Raw genomic sequence first — 16,679 nt, 5'->3', positions numbered from 1 at the left:
ACAAAGTCATCAGAACACCCTAAGAATGTTAGAAGTAGTCCCGAGACCATCATTAATTTAATTACATTTTTTTTCATAATCGTTTTTTTTAGTTTTTAAACTTAGACAATAAACTATCTGTGATAATAAATTCACCTATTGGTGAACCCATATATCTTCAACTCTAATCTAATTGACTAGCTCTTCTTTTTCAAAAGGTGCTGTAAAAACTTTTCATAGCAATTATTCCCTTTTTCATATAGTAGATGCAAAAAGTGTAAAATGGTTGCGTCATAAAATTGAAAAAAATAAAATAAGTGGTATTTTTGATAACAATTTAATTAAGACAATAGAAGAAATGAGTAGTGAAAAAGACGCAAAATTAAAAGCCCTAAAATTAACGTTAGACAAATTAGATAAGGCTTATGGCAAAGGAACAGTAATGAAAATGAGTGATCAAGCGATTGTTGATGTAGATGCGATTTCATCTGGATCTTTAGGCTTAGATATTGCATTAGGTGTAGGAGGATACCCAAGAGGTAGAGTGATAGAAATATACGGTCCGGAATCTTCTGGTAAGACCACATTGACACTACATGCTATTGCCGAAGCACAAAAAGCAGGAGGTATAGCCGCATTTATTGATGCAGAACATGCCTTTGATCGTTTTTATGCCGAGAAATTAGGTGTAGATTTAGAAAACCTGATTATTTCCCAACCAGATAATGGTGAACAGGCTTTAGAAATTGCGGATAATTTGGTGCGCTCTGGCGCTATTGATATCATTGTTATTGATTCTGTAGCAGCGTTGACACCTAAAAGTGAGATAGAAGGTGAAATGGGAGATTCTAAAATGGGGCTTCATGCGCGTTTAATGTCTCAGGCATTAAGAAAGCTTACGGCTTCCATAAGCAAAACCAATTGCACCATGGTTTTTATTAACCAATTACGTGAAAAAATAGGAGTAATGTTTGGTAATCCAGAAACTACAACTGGTGGTAATGCTCTAAAATTTTACGCTTCAGTTAGATTAGATATAAGACGTTCTACACAGATTAAAGACAGCAACAGCAATGTGATGGGTAATAAAACTAGAGTAAAGGTAGTTAAGAATAAAGTGGCACCACCATTTAAGACTGCGGAGTTTGACATAATGTATGGTGAAGGCATTTCTAAAGTTGGTGAAGTATTAGACTTAGCTGTAGATAGTGACATTGTAAAGAAAAGTGGCTCATGGTTTAGTTATGAGGATACCAAACTAGGTCAAGGACGAGATGCGGTTAAATCTTTAATTAAGGATAATCCTGATTTAATGGATGAATTAGAGGAAAAAGTTCGAGCCTTAATAAATGAAAATCAGTAAGTTAAACAAAAATCCTGTTAAAATCAGGATTTTTTTTGTTTTTAGACGCAACCCTTTTGCTTTTTCTGCATCTATAGAGTGAAATTGATTATGTTATCTAATGAAGAAGTTCGTAATATTAGTTGCTATTTTTATCACCACTATTACATCATGTAGTATTGAGAGTGATGATTCAGAGACTTTTTTTCTAGAAGTATTGCCTGTTGAAAGTATTGATGTTCCAGAACAATTTATTTTTGGAGAGGTTTATGAAATCTCAATGACTTACAATCAGCCTACTTCTTGTTACGATTTCAGTGACTTTATATACGAAATTAATGGGCAAGAAAGAACCATAGCAATAGTAAATACCGTTTTTGTTAGCGAGAGGGCGGCATGTGTTACTGGGCCCGAAGAAGTTACTGCAAGTTTTAACTTTGAGGTGACCAGCAATGAAACTTATTATTTTAAGTTTTTTCAAGGAGAAAACGAAGAGGGTGAAGAAATGTTTGAGGTGGTGGAAATCCCAGTGGTTGATGGCAGAAATGCAGTAAGTAGTAAGAAAGATAATTATTAATTAATTCCGACAACAATGTGAGTTTAGATAGACTCATTAAAAATTGTATAAAACAAGATGCTCAAGCTCAAAGCCAATTATACAAGCAGTATGCAAGTAAGTTATTTTCGCTTTGTCTTAAGTATTCTAAAAACTATGCGGAAGCAGAAGATAATCTGCACGATGCATTTATAACTGTATTTAGTAAAATAGATCAGTACAATAATAAAGGTTCTTTTGAAGGTTGGTTAAAACGGATTGCAATTAATACATCATTGCAAAGCTATAGAGACAATGTAGGTGTTTACGATATTGTAAATGAAGGTAATATTGAAGACGTCACAGTAGATATAGATGATGAAGAGTTGAATATTGATTTTTTATTAAAAATCATTCAAGAATTGCCCGACAGATATAGATTGGTATTCAATTTGTATGTATTAGATGGTTACTCTCATGTAGAGATTAGCGAATTGATCAATATCTCAACTGGAACCTCAAAATCAAATCTTGCAAGAGCACGATTGATTTTAAAAGAAAAAATAGAAAATTATAAGTCGAATGGAAATTCGCAATCATCATAACAATGAATGATAAAAAGAACATAGACAGACTTTTTCAAGAAAAGTTTAAGGATTTTGAAGTAGCACCTAACGATGCTGTTTGGAATCGCATAAGCGAAAGTCTGCCTAATAAGAAGAGAAAACGCAGAGTTGTAGCACTTTGGTGGCAAATAGGTGGTGTAGCCGCTGCAATTGCTTTGCTTCTTACTATTGGTATATCTGTATTTAATTCAGACATAGACAATTCAGTAGACCCTACTGTTGTTGATACAGAAGATTTAAACAACAACTCTAATCAAAACAATAACAACTCAACGTCTAATGACAAGCAAAATGAGCTTAAGGATGATGAAGCATATGAAAAGCTTGAGTTTGTAGGTTCTGAGAAAGACGACGAATCAATTAATGGTCTAAAGGAAGATAACGGTTCCGATAAGAAAAGTGCTTCTAAAAATCTTACTTCCAACCCTAAATCCCAGTTAAATTCTGTTGCGGTTTATTCAGACAATAAAGATAAAGGCGAAAACTCACCTTCACAAGAACGTGAAAAATTAACTACAATAATTGATGCGGATAATACAAAGGTAGCTTCTGTTGATACGAAGAGTTCAGAAAACAGTAATAAAAAAGAACTTGCTAACGATAAGGACATAAAGTCGGCAATTAAGAAAACAATAGAAGATAACAACACAGCAGTTACGGATAATTCAACATCAAAGGGTTCTGAAAAATCCAATTCAGAAAACACGGACGCTACATCTGCTACTGAAGATATAGAAAAGAAAGACATTCTTAAAGAAGACCCAAAAAAAGAATCTATTTTAGATGCTATTGCAGCAAATAATGCAGAGGATAAAGATACTGATGAAAAAGAGAAAGAAGATGAACAAAACAGGTGGAGCATTACGCCAAATGTTGCGCCTGTTTATTACAGTTCTTTAGGTGAAGGGTCTCCTATCGATGGACAGTTTAATGACAACTCCAAAAGTAGCGATATCAATATGAGCTACGGAATTACTACTGCCTATGCTGTAAACGAAAGGTTAAAAGTGCGTACTGGTGTAAATGTTGTTAATCTTAGTCAGTCAACTTCAGATGTTTTCGCTATTACAAACCCTAATCCTGCAGTGTCTGCCTCTTTTGTAACTTCAGGTTCAGGTGCAAATGTGACTCAAAAATATGCAAATGTCACTTTAAATAACCAAGCACAAAGTGTATCATTAATGAGTGCCAAAGCAATGGTGTCTTCTTTAGACCTAAGCACAAAGGTGGGTAGCATTGATCAGCGTTTTGGTTTTATTGAAGTGCCTTTAGAATTGGAATATCGTGTGTTAGATAAAAAATTTGGAATTAATGTAATTGGCGGATTTAGTACGTTCTTTTTAAATGAAAATGAAATCTACGCAGATTTAGACGGAGTTAACACCTTAATTGGTGAAGCTAACAATATTAATAGTACAAGTTTTAGTGCCAACTTTGGTTTGGGATTAGATTATAGCTTGTCTAAACAGTGGAATATTAATCTTGAACCTCAGTTCAAGTATCAAATAAATACATTCAATAATACATCTGGTAATTATAGACCATTCTTTATTGGAGTATATACAGGATTAAGTTTTAAGTTTTAGGTAAATTTAAATTAGGTTAGGTTATTGCAAACAAACTAAAGCAATGGTGAATGCAATGATGACAAAAAAAGCTACTCTTGGTTAGAGTGGCTTTTCCTTTTTTAGGAATTAACTCTTTATATTACCCTTTTCTAACTCGTTTAAAATTACAGTTCTTGCGTTTTCGTTTAAGGTTTTAGTCTCTTTAATTGTTAAGCCTTTTGTTTGTATAAAACTGTGAATTTTAACTAGCATTCTACCTGGACCACCGCTAAAAAACGTATAAGAGAATCTTTTTTTGTTGTCGTAAAAGGTAATCGGTACAACTGGTATTTGATGGTTAATGGCTAAGCGAAAAGCCCCATCTTTAAAAGTGTCTAATACAACGTCTTCTTCCGGCACTCCACCTTCAGGGAAAATACAAATGCTTAAGCCTTGTTTTAACCGTCTTTGAGCTCTTAAAAAAACGGCTTGTCTGCTTTTTGCACTACTTCTATCTACCAAAATACAGGTACGCTTGTAAAAGAAGCCAAATAAAGGGATTTTTGCCAATTCCTTTTTGCCAACAAACACAAAAGGGTTTTTTACAGAAACCAGCATTAACATAATATCCGCCATAGAAGTATGGTTGGCAACAAACATATAACTCTTCTTCGGGTCTGGATTTTCTTCTTTTTTAACCCAATAGGCAAAGCCCATCCCAACTAAAATAAACTTGGCCCAAAAACGGGCTAGTTTAAAGAAAAACGGATACCATTTTTCTCTAGAAATGGAAATCAATAGAATAGGAAACAAGACAATAATAGGTATGGCTACCAATATGTAGAACCAAATGCGATATAAAACCCAAAACGGATACTTAAATATTGCCATGGCACCAAAACTAAGTATTTAATTCAAATAGCTTCTTATAGTTCTTTCAAAAATTTATCTTTGCTTTCAGTTTTAGAACTAAGTTTAACTTAATGAGATACCTGCCTACGCAGGTAATGTTATGGCAAGAATACTAACAGGTATACAAAGTACAGGAACACCGCACTTAGGTAATATACTAGGTGCTATTTTACCTGCAATAGAAAAAGCAAAAGATAAGGCAAACGATTCTTATTTATTTATTGCAGATTTACATTCTTTAACTCAAATCAAGGATGCTGAAACGCTTAGTAACAATACGTACTCTACTGCAGCTACTTGGTTGGCGTTTGGTCTAGATATAGATAAAACCGTGTTTTACAGACAAAGTGATGTGCCACAGGTGACTGAGTTAGCTTGGTATCTAAATTGCTTCTTCCCTTTTAAGCGATTAGAATTAGCACATAGTTTTAAAGATAAAGCCGACAGGTTAGACGATGTTAATGGAGGTCTGTTCACCTATCCTATGCTTATGGCTGCGGATATTCTGTTGTATGATTCTGAAATCATTCCTGTTGGGAAGGATCAGGAACAACATATAGAAATGACGCGCGATGTGGCATCACGCTTTCATGCCAAAATGGGAGGCGAAACTTTTGTCTTACCAAAAGCTGATATACAAAAAGAGACCATGTTGATTCCTGGCACTGATGGTGCTAAAATGAGCAAGAGTAAAAACAACATCATTAATATCTTTTTGCCAGAGAAGAAATTACGCAAGCAGATTATGTCTATAGAGACGGATAGTACACCGCTTGAAGAGCCAAAAGATTGGAAAACCTGCAACTGTTTTGCTATTTATAACCTATTGGCATCAAATGAGCAGATTGCTGAAATGAAAGCCAATTACGAAGGTGGCAACTATGGTTATGGACACGCTAAACAAGCTCTATACGAATTGATTTTAGAGCGTTTTGCTGAACCTAGAGAACGCTATAATTATTATATGGAAAACCTTAACGAAGTTGATGCGGCTTTAGCTAAAGGTGCTGCAAAAGCTAAGGTGGTTGCTGATGATGTTTTGAAGCGTGTTAGGGAAAAGGTTGGGTATTAATCAACAACAGCTATTAAAACGAAAAAAGAATTGCTAACGCCTCTATTAGTCATTGCTGCAATGATTTTACTTATTATTTCTAGAGTAGGTGATGCGAAAAAAATAGATTGGATAGCTTATGCTGCTGTAGCAATTATTGCGGTATGTATAATATTGATAGTGAATTTGGTTAATAAGTCTAAATAAGCTCAAACAACTTCCCAGGCAAAGGTCTAATCACACCTTTCAGTTCCATATTAAGAAGTAAGCCAGCTAATTTGTAGGTTGGAATACCACAATGATGCGCTATAACATCAAGCAATTCTTTCTCATTATCTTTTAAATAATTATAGATAATTTTTTCATCGGGTTCTAACTCTACAAACAGTTGTTTTTGAACTGCTGGTTTGGTCTCCGTTTCCAATTGCCAATTCAATAAATAGGGAACATCCATTGGGTCAGACAATAAATGTGCTTTTTGAAATTTTATGAGGTTATTGCAACCCACGCTTTGACTATCTGTTGTTCGTCCTGGTACAGCAAAAACTTCACGATCATAAGAATTGGCGATGTCTGCGGTAACCAAGCTTCCGCCCTTTTCGGCAGATTCTATGACGATGGTGGCTTCGCTCAGGCCTGCGATGATTCTATTTCGCTTTAAAAAATTGTTCCTATCAAATACATCTGTACTCCAAAAATCGGTGTAAAAGCCACCATGTTTTTCAACATCTGCAACATATTTCTTATGCACTTTAGGATAAATTTGATTTAAGCCATGTGCCAAACAGCCAATGGTTTGTAAGTTGTGATTTATAGCTGCCTTTTGAGCTGTAATATCTGTGCCATAGGCAAAACCTGAGACGATAATTGGATTATAAGGTGATAGCGATTCTACTAATTTGTTACAAAAGGTAATTCCGTTTGTAGTGATTTTTCGCGCTCCAACAATACTTATAATAGGTTGCTGTTTTAAGTTGATATTACCAGATTGAAATAATAATATAGGGCCATCAATACAATGTTTTAACCGTTCAGGATAGGTGTCTTCCGTAAAATAATGTACGGTTATGTTATTGTCTCTTATGAATTTGAGTTCATTCTCGGCTTCTTCAAGATGAAATTTATCAAATAGACCTTCTATGGTGATGGTGCCAATCCCATCAATTTTCAAAAGTTTGGATTTCTTTTCTTTTAAAACCGCTTCAGCTGAGCCACAATGATTGATCAATTTTTTAGCTGTTGTGGAACCTATTTTAGGTACATGTTGCAATGCTAGAGTATAAATAAGTTGTTCTTCTGTCATTTTTAAACGGCTGATTTAAAACCTACAAGAAACTAAATTTTTCTGATGTTAATAACTATATGTGTGCAAACTTTTATCAATTTCAAAAATTTTTAACTTTACTCAATAATCGAGCTTAAGCAAAACTGGAGCTTGTGCTAAACACATAATCTTAGCTTAATTATTATCTAGGTTTTACTTACAATAGTTAGAGTAATATGCAATTAGAAACTTACATTAGCGACCTTTTATACCGATACGACTGTGTAACCGTTCCAAATTTTGGTGCCTTTTTAACCAATCGTATTTCTGCCAAAATGCATGAGTCAACTCATACATTTTATCCTCCAAAAAAAGCGTTATCGTTTAATGAGCAATTGCAGAGCAACGATGGCTTGTTAGCTAACTACATTGCTGAGGTTGAAAAGATTCCTTACAATACCGCTAACAAAAAAATCACTAAGCATGTTAAAGCCATAAAGTCGTATTTAATTGAAGGTGAAACCATTCAATTTGAAAACATTGGCGAACTGGTTTTAAATGCAGAGGGTAAAATGATATTTAATCCTTCTAACCATATTAATTACCTAACGGATTCCTTTGGTTTATCTCACTTTACCTCTAACGATATTAAGCGTGAAGTTTATAAAGAAGAGGTTGAAGCCATTGAGGAAACAGCACCAATTGCATTTACACCAGAAAAGCGCTCTAACAACAACTGGTTAAAGTATGCTGCGGCAGCTGTTATTGTGTTGGGCTTAGGAGGTTTTGGAGCTGCAAAGTATTACAACAATACCATTGAAAACCATAACCAACTAGCACAAGAGGAGGCCAATGCACAATTGGATGCCAAAGTACAGGAAGCTACTTTTGTTATCAGCAACCCATTACCTGCTGCAACGTTGTCGTTAGAAAAACAAACTGGAAATTACCATATTGTTGCCGGTGCTTTTAGAATTGAAGCTAATTCCGATAAAAAAGTGAAGCAGCTAAGAGACAAAGGCTATAAAGCCAGAAAAATTGGCAAAAATCGCTATGGCTTGCACGAAGTGGTTTATTCTAGTTTTGAAACTAGGTCTGAGGCTCAAAGTGCACTCTACAAAATCCGACGTGAGCACAACCGTGATGCTTGGTTGTTGATTAAGAAGTTAGATTAGTTCTTAGTTATCCCTTTATTAATTCTATTCATTCTATCTTTGCACAAATTTTAATGACTTATGCAACCTAGAACCGCATTTCAGTCTAAAACGGTCGTTACCGATTTAGTATTACCAAGTGAAACCAACCCTATCAACAATCTCTTTGGTGGTGAGTTATTGGCACGTATGGATAGAGCAGCAAGTATAGCAGCGAGACGTCACTCACGTCGTATTGTTGTTACGGCTTCTGTTAACCATGTAGCTTTTAATAGATCTATTCCTCTTGGAAGCGTTGTGACTATAGAGGCAAAAGTTTCTCGTGCCTTTAAGTCTTCAATGGAAGTTTATATGGATGTTTGGATTGAAGACCGCGAGTCTGGCGAATGTATTAAAGCCAATGAGGCTATTTATACCTTTGTTGCTGTAGACGAGACAGGTCGTCCTGTAAAAGTCCCAGAGCTTATCCCAGAAACCGAATTAGAAAAGGAACGCTATGACGCGGCTCTGCGTAGAAAACAATTGAGCTTGGTGTTAGCAGGAAAGATGAAACCTTCTAGTGCTACTGAACTTAAGGCGCTTTTTGAGTAATAGATTCTAAAACGTGTTCAGAATAACAAATCACATGATGTAGCACAGAAGGTGAAAGCTCTCATGCTAAATTTGTTTCAGTATCTCGTTTACCCTTATATCTTACAATCTGTAGAATTAAACCTTTTCTAAATATCCGTGTCTTATCATTAAACCAAATTTATTAATGATATGAAATATTTAGTTTACACCTTAGTTTTTGTGTTTGCATTAAGTTTAAATTCTTGTGCAAGTCGAGTGGTTGTAAAACAACCTGCTTCTGTTACTGTAGTAAAAAAATTACCTAGACATTATAAAGTCGTTAGGGTAAAAGGAAAACGTTACTATTTCTTTAATGGAAAACACTACCAAAAGACACGAAGAGGTTATGTAGTGGTGAGAGTTTAATACTTAGACAACCAATATTGAGGATTAAGCTTTTGATTGTTCTTATAAATTCTAAAGCCCAATAAAGTTTCTCCATTGGTTTTGTTGGTAAACGCTTGTCCAATGGCTTGACCAGTTTTTACCTTGTCTCCTTTTTTTACATAAATTTTAGAGAGGTTTGTATATACGGTAAGGTAATTTCCATGTCTAATTAAAATGGCTGGATTCCCTCTCTTTATAACTAAGATTTGAGAGACTTCACCATTAAAAACTGTTTTAACTTCAGCGCTTGTAGTCGTTGCAATCTTAATACCAGGATTGTTAACCTCAACAGAACTGTCCGTTAAGGAACGGCCTTTTCCGAATTTAGCTTTTATTACCCCTCTCTCAACAGGCCAACCCAGTTTGCCTTTGTTGGCCTCAAAATTAGCAGCTAGTTTTCTAGCCTCTGGAGTGAGCACAAATTTTCCTGTAGATGATTTATTACCCGCTTCTTTATTGGATGCCGCAATGGCTTCTCTAATTAGTCGGTTAATTTCCCTATCCAATCGGTCTGCTTCTTGTTTCTTCTTTTTAATCTGAGCGGCAAATTTGCTCATATCGGCTTTTATGGAAGCCATCAATACCTCACGCTCTTTAAGCTCTCTTTCCAGCTGACGTTTAGCGGCTCTATTTTCTTCAATTAATTTTTGTTTATCCGCCTTTTGTTTGGAAAGTTTAATATTTAAATCTTGTAACTCTTTGGTTTTGGTTTTTATCGCTTCACCTTGTTCTTTTTGGTAATCTCTATATTGTCTAATGTATTGTAATCGCTTATAAGCCTGTTTAAAATCATCGGATGACAATAAAAACATCACCTTACTTTGCTCTGATTTACTTTTGTATGATTTTACAACCATGGCAGCATAATCGTCTTTTAATTCTTGTAACTGTGTTCTAAGGCTTGTAATCTCTTTTTGGTTTGTATTGATTTCGCGAGTTAATAAATTGGCTTGTTCGTTAGTGATTCTAATCAAATTTTGCCTAACACTCACTTTATAGTTAAGGTCTTCAATATGGGTGATTTCAGATTTTTGTTCCTTCTTTTTAGTGAATAATAAAGCATTTATTTGCTTCATCTCTTTAAGAACTTGCTGGCGTTGAGCTTCTAACTTTTCTTGTTTTTTACTTTGCGCAATAAGCGATGGTGAGGATAGTAGAAACCCTAAAATTATAATGATTTGTAAACACTTTGCATTCATTACTTAATAACTATTTCTTTATAACCTGCTGGAATTTTAAATGGAAAACGGACCTCTTCATTGAGTGTTAAGGACTTAAACTCCATGGTGATAGCAACCTCATCAGTGTCTTCAACCGCAATGATTTTGATATCTTTTGGTAAAACCTGCTTCTCAACCTCTTGATAAGACATATAATCTACTTGAAGAATACGTTTTTTTAACTGTTGAAACAACTGTAAACTATCCATCTTAAAATGCGATGGGTTAATTAAATAAAACAACTCTAAGAGCGCATTTTGGTCTTTTGGTTGCAAGGCATAAGAGTTTTCATTAACCGAAACTGTATGAGCTTCATCTTTTAAGTTAAATATGGCCTGACCCAATAATATATTTTGAACTTTATCAAAATCTAAGTCAACACCTACAAAATCACTTAATAATTTGTAATCACCATCAAAATACTCATTGTCTAGTTTATTATAGAATCTTACTTTCTCTGGTGTGATCATCATTCTAGCCAACCCAAGTTTTGCACTCAGCCAAATAACCTTATCTTTTTCAATCCTCAAATTGAAGGTTGAACCTTGTTCCTCTTGGTTTTGGATAATATCTATCTTTACCTTGCCTTGAAGCGTTTTAAAGTCTGCATCATTTTTCTGATGCTGTTTAATAACTTGTTTGGCAGAAAGCTTGTCGCTTGCTTTGCCAGATTCTATAACACTTTTGGCTGACTTGCAATTCGTTAATGTAATTGCTAATAAAAGCGTGAAAAAGACTTTAATAAATTGAAAGTTTTTATATCTCTGTTCTTGTTTCATTCTATTTAATGAGATTCCCGCTTTTGCGGGAATGTTACTGTTGGGCTTTTATAGCTTGTGCCTTTTTAGCAAACGTTTCAGATTTACTAATATTATTAAGAGCTTTATAGGCTAAACTTAATTCTGAATAAAAATCAGCTTCCATGTTAGGATTGTCGATTAGGAAATCCAAGCCCATTTCTAGATTATCTATAGCCTTTTTGTGACTGCCTTGCTTATTGTTTGCAACTCCATTAACCAAGTACAATATTGGCTGTGCAGGATACAATTCTAAGGCTTCTTCGCTATCCTGTACTACCGCTGTATAATCTTGAATATCTAATTGAAGTAACAATACATCCTTAATGAGTTTAAAGTCATTAGGGTCTTGTTTTAGGGCTTCTTTGAAATTTGCCAATGCCTTTACTTTATCACCTGATTTTAGATAGTATTGCCCAAGGTCACTATAGGTTTGGGCATCTTTATTATCGTCCACCAAAGCAGTAATATCAACTAAATCACCCTCATATTCTGGATTTTTAGACACAAAATTCACAAAATCCTTAAGTACTTTGGCTTTAGCATCTGCATTTATTTCTGGACTTGTCAGTGCTATTTTTACGGATTTTATAGCATCTTCCAACTTACCATCTTGTAGATAAAATTTGTATAGCGCCAAATGCACAAATTTTGAATCTGGTTTTATTCTTAGAAGATTCTCGGCTGCTTTATAGGCTTTCTGTTTATCTCCTGTTTGACTGTATCTATAAATGAGCTTTAGGTGATTGTCTTCGTTGTTGGGATTGTTTGCGATTCGCTGTTCAAGGTTTTCAATTCTGTCATCAACATTGCCGGTAATACTATAGATATCATTTCGCATAGCATCTCTGGCTTCACTTACGCCCAACTCTTCATCTAACTCGTCCAAAAGCTCCAAGGCTTGCTTGTATCGCTTTTCCCTGACATACAAAGCAGCTAAATCCTCTTTGTAATCTGGATGGTATTTAACCAATTGCTTTATGGTTTTGATGGCGTTGTCTATGTCCTCTTGTTGGAAATATACATCGTATAGCTCATCTAAAAACCATTCGTTATCGGGTTGCATACTGATCGCCTTTTTGAGGTTGTCTTCAGCAGCACCAAAGTTTTTGAGCTTATTGTAGTTTTTTCCCAGTTCAAAATAAATAACCGGTTTTTTACTGTTAAGATTTAAACACTTGTGAAGTGCTTCTACAGCTCTGTCATAATTTTCAATTCCCTTTTGTTTAAGAGCTTCGAAAAAATACTCCTGAAACTCATCTTCAACATTGCCCAAATCGTCATCTGGACGTTTGTTGAAATCGACTTGGGCCATAGCAAGGCTTGGTACTAAAACTAGTACCACAAGAACTCTTGTTATTTTATTATTAAATTTCATTTGAGATTCTTCACTTCGCTTTGACTTCGACAAGCTCTGAATGACATTATCTTTTCAAAAGTTGTTCCAAACTAAAATTTACTTCGACTGCGCTCAGCATGACATTCTTGTTTTATTCTAATACAGAATAATCACCAATGCTTATTTTAGTAAACTTACCATTGTACTTTACGTGGTTACCAATCATAGCTTCCTCTAAATTAGCGTTTTTAATAGAGGTTTGGTTCTGGATTAAGCTATTTTTAACGCTTGAGTCTTCAATAACACAGTCCTTGCCAATAGAAACGTAAGGTCCTATGGTTGTATTGCGTAAAATAGTGCCTTTACCAACACAACAAGGTTCAATAATCTTTGAGTTCTCTAAAACGACAGAATTATCAACTAATTGCTCTTCTCCATCTGCTTTTAAGAAGTCTAACATTTTTGCATTGGTCTCTAATGTAACGGTTTTGTTACCACAGTCCATCCATTCATCAACAGTACCTGTTTTGAATATTCTGCCATCAGCCATCATACGCTTTATCCCATCGTTGATTTGGTATTCGCCTCCGTTCATAACGTTTTCATCCAGAACTTCTTGAAGCTTTTCTTTTAAAACCGCAACATCTTTAAAGTAGTAAATACCTATTACCGCTTGGTCACTGACGAAGGTATCTGGTTTTTCAACCAGCTCCACAATATTTTCGTTTTCATTTAATTTTACAACACCATAAGCTTCAGGGTTTTCAACTCTTTTTGTCCATATCACACTATCTGCAGTTGGATCTAAATCAAACTCTGCTCTAATCAGCGTATCCGCATAGGCAATTACGGCTGGACCAGAAAGTGAAGGCTTGGCACTCATTATGGCGTGTCCTGTTCCTAATGGTTGGTCTTGTCTGTATATAGATGCTTTGGCTCCTAGGTCTTGAGCTAGTTCTGTTAAGCTCTCAACCACATCTTCACCAAAAAATGCTGGATCACCCAAAACGAAAGCAATTTCTTCAATAGGTTGTTTCAACACTTTGGCAATATCCTTTACTAAACGATGCACAATGGGTTGGCCTACAACAGGTATTAATGGTTTTGGAACTGTTAAACTATGTGGTCTAAGGCGAGAACCTCTGCCTGCCATTGGTACTATTATTTTCATCGAAAAACTTATTTTTCGTTTCCGCAAAAGCGGAAATCTCTTTTATGTTAAACTTTATCTTTGTTTATGTTTAAGGTGATTTTTTTAAAACACCCCTAAAGTCCCCTCAAGGGGACAATTCTGAAATCGTCAATCGTAATTCTACAATTACGAGGTGCCTGTACTACCAAAACCACCTTCTCCTCTTTCTGTTTCTGAAAGTTCTACTACTTCATCCCATTCTGCACGTTCGTGTTTTGCGATGACTAATTGTGCGATGCGTTCACCATTATTAATGGTAAAATCTTCATTTGAAAGGTTTGCCAATATCACTCCTATTTCGCCTCTATAATCTGCATCTATAGTTCCTGGTGCGTTTAAAACTGTAATGCCTTTTTTAGCTGCTAATCCGCTCCTTGATCTTACCTGTGCTTCGTAACCAATCGGTAATTCTATAAATAAGCCAGTACCAACGATGGTACGCTCTAGAGGTTTTAAAACTCTAGATTCAGTTAAACTTGCCCTTAAATCCATACCTGCGGAAGCTATGGTTTCGTAATGTGGTAAATCGTGCCTGGATTTATTTATGATTTTAATCTTCATGTTTTTATTGTTTTAAGAGACGTTTCAGTTGGTTCTTTTCCAACATAATAACCAATCCCAAAAATACAATTAACATTGCAATTCCTATAACATAATTCTCTCGATATTGATAGAAAGATAATGCCGATAAGCCGATCGAAATGCCTAGGTAAAGACCAATTTTTTTAAGATTATATGGTATGGGATAGTACTTTCTTCCGAAATAGAAGGACAGTAACGTCATTGTTCCATAAGCTACCAGTGTAGCAACGGCAGATGCCTTGTAACTATAGGTTTCTATAAACATAAGATTGATAGCAAGTGTTACTAAAGCTCCAATAACGGAAATATAAGCACCGAACTTTGTTCTGTCTGTTATTTTATACCAAACGGATAGATTGTGGTAAATGCCCAAGCAAAAATTGGCCAATAAAATTATTGGAACAATCCACATGGCTTCCCAATAAGCTTCACTTCTAATGATGATTGGTTTGAAAATATCCGCAAATACAACAACGGCCAATAGAATAATAGATCCAAATGCCACAAAGAACTCTAAAATATTGGCGTAGTTTTTTTGAGGGTTCTTGGTCTTTGCATGGCTGAAGAAATAAGGCTCTATACCTAAGCGATAAGCTGTTGCAAAAAGTGTCATGAATAGTGCCAATTTGTAACACGCTGAATACATTCCTATTTCACTTTCAGCAACATCTGGCGGTAATAATTCCTTTAACAAAATTCTATCGAAAGTCTCGTTTATTGAAAATGCAACACCTGCAACTAAAACTGGCATGGCGTAGCGCATCATTTGTTTCCATAAGTGTTTGTCGAATCTATAGTTGATTTTTGCATAAAATGATAACATTACCAACAATGTAAAGGCACTTGCTACGAGGTTTGCAATAAATATGTAACTGATTTCGAAGTTGGGTTTGTAGATGCTTTCAAATAATCCACCTCCTTGGGCTAAGTCTTTTAAAGCCAGTAAGAAGAATAGATTCAACCCAATGTTAATAACAACATTCAATATTTTAATAATGGCATAACGTGTTGGTTTTTCGTTCGCCCTAAGCCACGCAAAGGGAATGATAACCAATGCATCGAGTAATAATATCCATATCACTAGATTGATGTACTTTACGTCAATATCAATAATACTCGAAATTTGATTTTGAAATATTAAGGCTAACACGAAGAACACAAAAGACGATACAATTAAGGATAGGGACGACGTACTAACCACCTTGTCTTTATTTTCTTCTTTATTGAAAAAGCGGAAAAATGCAGTTTCCATACCGTAAGCCAAAACCACATTGAACAGTACGAAGTATGAAAAAATAACAGAAACCTTTCCGTATTCGGCTGGATTGGCCAACACAGCTTCACTTGTGTAAAGTGGCACCAACAAGAAGCTCAACATCCTCGGTAATACCGTTGCCAAGCCATAAATAAAAGTTTGTTTAAAAAGGGATTTAAAACCGCTCAATTGATTGTGTTCTGTGCTGTGTAAAAGTATTAAATAAATAGCTCTTCTAATAAGCTGAAATAAAAAAGCCTTACACATAGCATGCAAGACTTTTTAATCACTAACTAAAAATTATTTATATGAAACTAATTATCATTCTCTTCGTCTATAGTTGCTAAGCCTTCTGAACTTTCTCGTACATAGATTGATGGTGGACCATTCTCATAGTAAGTCCCTGCAAATTCATTAAGTTGTTGAATTTTATAATATTTTGTTTCTCCGTTTTGAATGTAGCTAATCACACATTCATAAGCTTTTAAATCAAAAGGGTAGCCCTCAGGCTTGTCTTCAACTCTAAAGGTGTAGCTGCGTGAATTGTTTTTAAGCACCGCTGAATATTTCCCTTGGGTCTTTACCAATTTACCTTGAAGATTTCTAAAATAGACACTGTCCACTATAACATCTGCAGGTTTGTCGACCACTGGAATAAAAATGTTTACACCTGTACCACCAACTTTAATGCCTGCATACCATTCTTGAAAGTAAACATCTTCAATATTAAAAGGTATTTCATTTTCAAAGGTAGTTGCCACTTTTGGACTAGCGCATTGGAAGGTAAGACACATCGCAATAGCGAAAATTAGGGCATAAATTCCTGCTTTAAGCTTTTTCATTTTATAAGTAGGTTTAGATTTGGGAGGGCAATATAGGAATTTT

At 35.1% G+C, this 16,679-nt stretch carries 18 protein-coding genes; 9 read left to right on the top strand and 9 right to left on the bottom strand.

All coding sequences use genetic code 11. The annotated features are described in order from the left end of the window. Window positions 1-337: 337 nt before the first annotated feature. From recA to F1003_RS09990, 4 genes are all read left to right on the top strand, one after another. Window positions 338-1,342 (top strand): recombinase RecA, encoded by a 1,005-nt coding sequence (gene recA / locus F1003_RS10005; protein ID WP_155089284.1) that lies wholly within the window; start codon window positions 338-340, stop codon window positions 1,340-1,342. A 100-nt stretch (window positions 1,343-1,442) separates the two neighbouring features. Further along, a complete protein-coding gene (locus F1003_RS10000; RefSeq protein ID WP_155089264.1) occupies window positions 1,443-1,898 on the top strand; it encodes a hypothetical protein in 456 nt (151 codons plus the stop codon). Between the two features lie 17 nt (window positions 1,899-1,915). Continuing rightward, a complete protein-coding gene (locus F1003_RS09995; protein ID WP_162306946.1) occupies window positions 1,916-2,461 on the top strand; it encodes an RNA polymerase sigma factor in 546 nt (181 codons plus the stop codon). A 2-nt stretch (window positions 2,462-2,463) separates the two neighbouring features. Continuing rightward, window positions 2,464-4,068 (top strand): midas domain-containing protein, encoded by a 1,605-nt coding sequence (locus F1003_RS09990; protein ID WP_155089263.1) that lies wholly within the window; start codon window positions 2,464-2,466, stop codon window positions 4,066-4,068. 108 nt (window positions 4,069-4,176) lie between these two features. Here the strand turns inward: F1003_RS09990 and F1003_RS09985 are convergent, their stop codons facing one another. After that, window positions 4,177-4,920: a lysophospholipid acyltransferase family protein gene (locus tag F1003_RS09985; protein ID WP_155089262.1), complete on the bottom strand. Its 744-nt coding sequence runs from the start codon at window positions 4,918-4,920 to the stop codon at window positions 4,177-4,179. A 121-nt stretch (window positions 4,921-5,041) separates the two neighbouring features. On the opposite strand from F1003_RS09985, the gene trpS reads away from it, so the two are divergent. Continuing rightward, entirely contained in the window at window positions 5,042-6,013 is a 972-nt protein-coding gene (gene trpS / locus F1003_RS09980; protein WP_155089261.1) for a tryptophan--tRNA ligase, read from the top strand. Window positions 6,014-6,043: 30 nt separating this feature from the next. Further along, window positions 6,044-6,199 (top strand): hypothetical protein, encoded by a 156-nt coding sequence (locus F1003_RS09975; RefSeq protein WP_155089260.1) that lies wholly within the window; start codon window positions 6,044-6,046, stop codon window positions 6,197-6,199. On the opposite strand, the gene dprA is transcribed toward F1003_RS09975, so the two are convergent. Next, entirely contained in the window at window positions 6,192-7,295 is a 1,104-nt protein-coding gene (gene dprA, locus F1003_RS09970) for a DNA-processing protein DprA (RefSeq protein ID WP_155089259.1), read from the bottom strand. The two genes, F1003_RS09975 and dprA, sit on opposite strands and share 8 nt — an antisense overlap. Before the next feature lie 197 nt (window positions 7,296-7,492). On the opposite strand from dprA, the gene F1003_RS09965 reads away from it, so the two are divergent. The 3 genes from F1003_RS09965 to F1003_RS09955 all read left to right on the top strand — a co-directional run bounded on the left by F1003_RS09965 (window position 7,493) and on the right by F1003_RS09955 (window position 9,388). Then, a complete protein-coding gene (locus tag F1003_RS09965; protein WP_155089258.1) occupies window positions 7,493-8,431 on the top strand; it encodes an HU domain-containing protein in 939 nt (312 codons plus the stop codon). 60 nt (window positions 8,432-8,491) lie between these two features. Beyond that, window positions 8,492-9,001, top strand: a complete 510-nt coding sequence (locus tag F1003_RS09960) for an acyl-CoA thioesterase (protein ID WP_155089257.1) — start codon at window positions 8,492-8,494, stop codon at window positions 8,999-9,001. A 171-nt stretch (window positions 9,002-9,172) separates the two neighbouring features. Beyond that, window positions 9,173-9,388 carry a DUF6515 family protein gene (locus tag F1003_RS09955; RefSeq protein WP_155089256.1) on the top strand — a complete coding sequence of 72 codons (216 nt, stop codon included), beginning with the start codon at window positions 9,173-9,175 and terminating at the stop codon, window positions 9,386-9,388. Here the strand turns inward: F1003_RS09955 and F1003_RS09950 are convergent. From F1003_RS09950 to F1003_RS09920, 7 genes are all read right to left on the bottom strand, one after another. Beyond that, window positions 9,385-10,608: a murein hydrolase activator EnvC family protein gene (locus F1003_RS09950; RefSeq protein ID WP_155089255.1), complete on the bottom strand. Its 1,224-nt coding sequence runs from the start codon at window positions 10,606-10,608 to the stop codon at window positions 9,385-9,387. The genes F1003_RS09955 and F1003_RS09950 overlap by 4 nt on opposite strands. Continuing rightward, entirely contained in the window at window positions 10,608-11,408 is an 801-nt protein-coding gene (gene lolB1, locus F1003_RS09945; RefSeq protein WP_155089254.1) for a lipoprotein insertase outer membrane protein LolB1, read from the bottom strand. Before lolB1 ends, F1003_RS09950 begins: the two co-directional genes overlap by 1 nt. 34 nt (window positions 11,409-11,442) lie before the next feature. Beyond that, on the bottom strand, window positions 11,443-12,804 hold the full coding sequence (locus F1003_RS09940; RefSeq protein WP_155089253.1) for a tetratricopeptide repeat protein: 1,362 nt from the start codon (window positions 12,802-12,804) through the stop codon (window positions 11,443-11,445). 112 nt (window positions 12,805-12,916) lie between these two features. Next, window positions 12,917-13,936 (bottom strand): sugar phosphate nucleotidyltransferase, encoded by a 1,020-nt coding sequence (locus F1003_RS09935; RefSeq protein WP_155089252.1) that lies wholly within the window; start codon window positions 13,934-13,936, stop codon window positions 12,917-12,919. A gap of 147 nt (window positions 13,937-14,083) precedes the next feature. Continuing rightward, window positions 14,084-14,518, bottom strand: coding sequence for a dUTP diphosphatase (gene dut / locus F1003_RS09930; protein WP_155089251.1), 435 nt, complete (start codon window positions 14,516-14,518; stop codon window positions 14,084-14,086). 4 nt (window positions 14,519-14,522) lie between these two features. Beyond that, the gene (locus F1003_RS09925; RefSeq protein ID WP_155089283.1) at window positions 14,523-15,983 is read right to left on the bottom strand and encodes an oligosaccharide flippase family protein; all 1,461 of its coding nucleotides are present in this window, start codon (window positions 15,981-15,983) and stop codon (window positions 14,523-14,525) included. A gap of 125 nt (window positions 15,984-16,108) precedes the next feature. Next, window positions 16,109-16,636: a hypothetical protein gene (locus F1003_RS09920; protein WP_155089250.1), complete on the bottom strand. Its 528-nt coding sequence runs from the start codon at window positions 16,634-16,636 to the stop codon at window positions 16,109-16,111. Window positions 16,637-16,679 lie beyond the last annotated feature (43 nt).

The organism is Winogradskyella ouciana, from assembly GCF_009709615.1.
Taxonomy (GTDB): Bacteria; Bacteroidota; Bacteroidia; order Flavobacteriales; family Flavobacteriaceae; genus Winogradskyella; species Winogradskyella ouciana.
The sequence above is the reverse complement of the archived record's forward strand: the minus strand, read 5'-3'. Positions and strand labels throughout refer to the sequence as shown.

Bases quoted from the DNA above. Each gene is read 5' to 3' on its own strand.
- F1003_RS09935 (WP_155089252.1), bottom strand. From the start codon at position 13,936: ATGAAAATAATAGTACCAATGGCAGGCAGAGGTTCTCGCCTTAGACCA.
- F1003_RS10000 (WP_155089264.1), top strand. From the start codon at position 1,443: ATGAAGAAGTTCGTAATATTAGTTGCTATTTTTATCACCACTATTACA.
- F1003_RS09955 (WP_155089256.1), top strand. From the start codon at position 9,173: ATGAAATATTTAGTTTACACCTTAGTTTTTGTGTTTGCATTAAGTTTA.
- F1003_RS09920 (WP_155089250.1), bottom strand. From the start codon at position 16,636: ATGAAAAAGCTTAAAGCAGGAATTTATGCCCTAATTTTCGCTATTGCG.
- F1003_RS09990 (WP_155089263.1), top strand. From the start codon at position 2,464: ATGAATGATAAAAAGAACATAGACAGACTTTTTCAAGAAAAGTTTAAG.
- F1003_RS09960 (WP_155089257.1), top strand. From the start codon at position 8,492: ATGCAACCTAGAACCGCATTTCAGTCTAAAACGGTCGTTACCGATTTA.
- dut (WP_155089251.1), bottom strand. From the start codon at position 14,518: ATGAAGATTAAAATCATAAATAAATCCAGGCACGATTTACCACATTAC.
- recA (WP_155089284.1), top strand. From the start codon at position 338: ATGAGTAGTGAAAAAGACGCAAAATTAAAAGCCCTAAAATTAACGTTA.
- F1003_RS09950 (WP_155089255.1), bottom strand. From the start codon at position 10,608: ATGAATGCAAAGTGTTTACAAATCATTATAATTTTAGGGTTTCTACTA.
- F1003_RS09985 (WP_155089262.1), bottom strand. From the start codon at position 4,920: ATGGCAATATTTAAGTATCCGTTTTGGGTTTTATATCGCATTTGGTTC.
- trpS (WP_155089261.1), top strand. From the start codon at position 5,042: ATGGCAAGAATACTAACAGGTATACAAAGTACAGGAACACCGCACTTA.
- lolB1 (WP_155089254.1), bottom strand. From the start codon at position 11,408: ATGAAACAAGAACAGAGATATAAAAACTTTCAATTTATTAAAGTCTTT.
- F1003_RS09965 (WP_155089258.1), top strand. From the start codon at position 7,493: ATGCAATTAGAAACTTACATTAGCGACCTTTTATACCGATACGACTGT.
- F1003_RS09940 (WP_155089253.1), bottom strand. From the start codon at position 12,804: ATGAAATTTAATAATAAAATAACAAGAGTTCTTGTGGTACTAGTTTTA.
- dprA (WP_155089259.1), bottom strand. From the start codon at position 7,295: ATGACAGAAGAACAACTTATTTATACTCTAGCATTGCAACATGTACCT.